General features: G+C 59.3%; 2 protein-coding genes. One reads left to right on the top strand and one right to left on the bottom strand.

The genetic code is table 11. The features are described from left to right. The coding region (locus Q8O69_RS18990) for a type III PLP-dependent enzyme (protein ID WP_305593737.1) at positions 1 to 1098 on the bottom strand (1098 nt) is incomplete at its 3' end. A gap of 477 nt (positions 1099 to 1575) precedes the next feature. On the opposite strand from Q8O69_RS18990, the gene Q8O69_RS18995 reads away from it, so the two are divergent. After that, the coding region (locus Q8O69_RS18995; protein ID WP_305593738.1) for a peptide chain release factor 3 at positions 1576 to 2816 on the top strand (1241 nt) is incomplete at its 3' end.

The raw sequence follows: 2816 nt of genomic DNA on the forward strand, positions 1-2816 counted from the left end.
GGCGCCGGTGGACAGCCAGTACAGGCGGTCGCCACTCGCCAGGTTGAGCGGCAGGCCGTACTTGTAGTTCTCGTACATGATGTCGGCGCTGTCGCAGGTTGGGCCGGCGATCACCACTTCTTCCACTTCGCCTTTCTTCTCGGTCCAGATCGGGAACTTGATCGACTCGTCCATGGTTTCGATCAGGCCGCTGAACTTGCCCACGTCCACGTAAACCCAACGCTCGACGGCGGTACGCGACTTACGCGCGACCAGCACCACTTCACTGACCAGGATGCCGGCGTTGGCGATCAGCGAGCGGCCCGGCTCCAGGATGATTTCCGGCAGGTCATCGCCGAAGTCTTCCTTGAGGAAGCGAATGATTTCCTCGGCGTAGGTTTCCAGGCTGTTGGTACGGGTGATGTAGTTGGCCGGGAAGCCGCCGCCCATGTTGATCAGCTTGAGGACGATGCCGTCTTCTTCTTTCAGGCGTTCGAAAATCACCTTCACTTTGGCAATCGCCGCGTCCCACACGGAGATATCGCGCTGCTGCGAGCCGACGTGGAAGGAGATGCCGTAGGGCACCAGGCCCAGGTCACGGGCGAGGATCAGCAGGTCCATGGCCATGTCGGTCTGGCAGCCGAACTTGCGCGACAACGGCCAATCGGCAGTGGTCGAGCCTTCGGTAAGGATGCGCACATAGACTTTCGAACCCGGCGCGGCCTTGGCGATATTGCGCAGGTCGGCTTCGGAATCAGTGGAGAACAGACGTACGCCCTTCTCGTAGAAGTAGCGGATGTCCTTGGATTTCTTGATGGTGTTGCCGTAGCTGATACGGTCGGCACTGACGCCGCGATCCATCACTTTGTCCAGCTCGTAGATCGAGGCGATATCGAAGCTGGAGCCTTTTTCCTTGAGCAGGTCGATGATCTCGACCGCCGGGTTGGCCTTGACCGCGTAGTAGATCTTGGCGAAGTCGAAACCGGCGCGCAGGTCATCGTAGGCCTGGCTGATGATCGCGGTATCGATCACCACGAACGGGGTTTCCTGGGTGTCGGCGAACGCCTTCATGCGCTGAAAAGTAGCGGGTGCGTAGTAGTCTTCGACCTTGATCGACATGCTTGGGACTCCAGTTGGCGGAACCAGTTAAAACGCTTTCAGTCAGGCAAGAGCTGCACAGCAGTCACTTGCCCACCATTTAGGGATGCTCGGCGGTTAAACCACGCGAGCCGAACGTCTGATCAGTTTCCCCACTTTGGTTCGCCTACTTCCCAAGGCATGTCGCCGAGTACCCCAAGGGTCTCTCGTCGTCAGTACTTGAGCCGGATGGATCGTTGCCAGCATGGACGTTCGGGCGCGAACTTTAGGGCCATGGGGGGCTGAGATCAATCAAAAAATGCCGTGCTTTTGACCCCCTTTGTCGCCTTATTGATTGATCGTTTTATATTCAAAACAAAACGTCAGGAATGCTGCACAAAGCGCGGCAAAACCCTGGTTTTGTCCTCTGACTACAGGTCACCGCGCTGAGCGACGTTTACCGTTATAATCGCCGCCTTTTTTGACAGACCGACTATTCAGTCGACGGGTTCCCGCACAATGACCATCCAGGCCACCGAAGTCGGCAAACGCCGTACATTCGCGATCATCTCTCACCCCGACGCCGGTAAGACCACCATTACCGAGAAGCTGCTGCTGATGGGCAAGGCGATTGCCGTGGCCGGCACGGTGAAGTCGCGTAAATCCGACCGTCACGCGACGTCCGACTGGATGGAAATGGAAAAGCAGCGCGGCATCTCCATCACCACCTCGGTGATGCAGTTCCCCTACCGCGAGCATATGATCAACCTGCTCGACACCCCCGGCCACGAAGACTTCTCGGAAGACACCTACCGCACCCTGACGGCGGTGGACAGCGCGCTAATGGTGCTCGACGGCGGTAAGGGCGTTGAGCCACGCACCATCGCCCTGATGGATGTGTGCCGCCTGCGCGACACGCCGATTGTCAGCTTTATCAACAAGCTCGACCGCGATATCCGCGACCCGATCGAACTGCTCGACGAAATCGAAGCGGTGCTGAAAATCAAGGCCGCGCCGATCACCTGGCCAATTGGCTGCTACCGCGACTTCAAGGGCGTGTACCACCTGGCTGACGATTACATCATCGTCTACACCCCGGGCCACGGCCATGAGCGCACCGAAACCAAGATCATTCAGCACCTCGATTCCGACGAAGCCCGCGCCCATCTGGGCGACGAGTACGAGCGCTTTGTCGAGCAACTGGAACTGGTGCAGGGCGCCTGCCACGAATTCGACCAGCAGGAGTTCCTCGACGGCCAACTGACCCCGGTGTTCTTTGGCACCGCGCTGGGCAACTTCGGCGTCGACCATGTACTCGACGCGGTAGTCGACTGGGCACCCAAGCCGCTGGCGCGCGTGGCCAACGAGCGCACCGTGGAACCGGTGGAAGAGAAATTCAGCGGCTTCGTGTTCAAGATCCAGGCGAACATGGACCCCAAGCACCGCGACCGTATCGCCTTTATGCGCATCTGCTCGGGCAAATACAGCCAGGGCATGAAAATGCGCCACGTGCGCCTGGGCAAGGACGTGCGCATCGGCGACGCCCTGACCTTCTTCTCCAGCGAGCGTGAAATGCTGGTCGAGGCCTATGCTGGCGACATCATCGGCCTGCACAACCACGGCACCATCCAGATCGGCGACACCTTCACCGAAGGCGAAGCGCTGGGCTTCACCGGTATCCCGCACTTCGCCCCGGAACTGTTCCGCCGCGTTCGTCTGAAGGACCCGCTGAAATCCAAGCAGCTGCGCCAGGGCCTGCA

It is taken from the genome of Pseudomonas sp. (assembly GCF_030690725.1).
Classification (GTDB): domain Bacteria; phylum Pseudomonadota; class Gammaproteobacteria; order Pseudomonadales; family Pseudomonadaceae; genus Aquipseudomonas.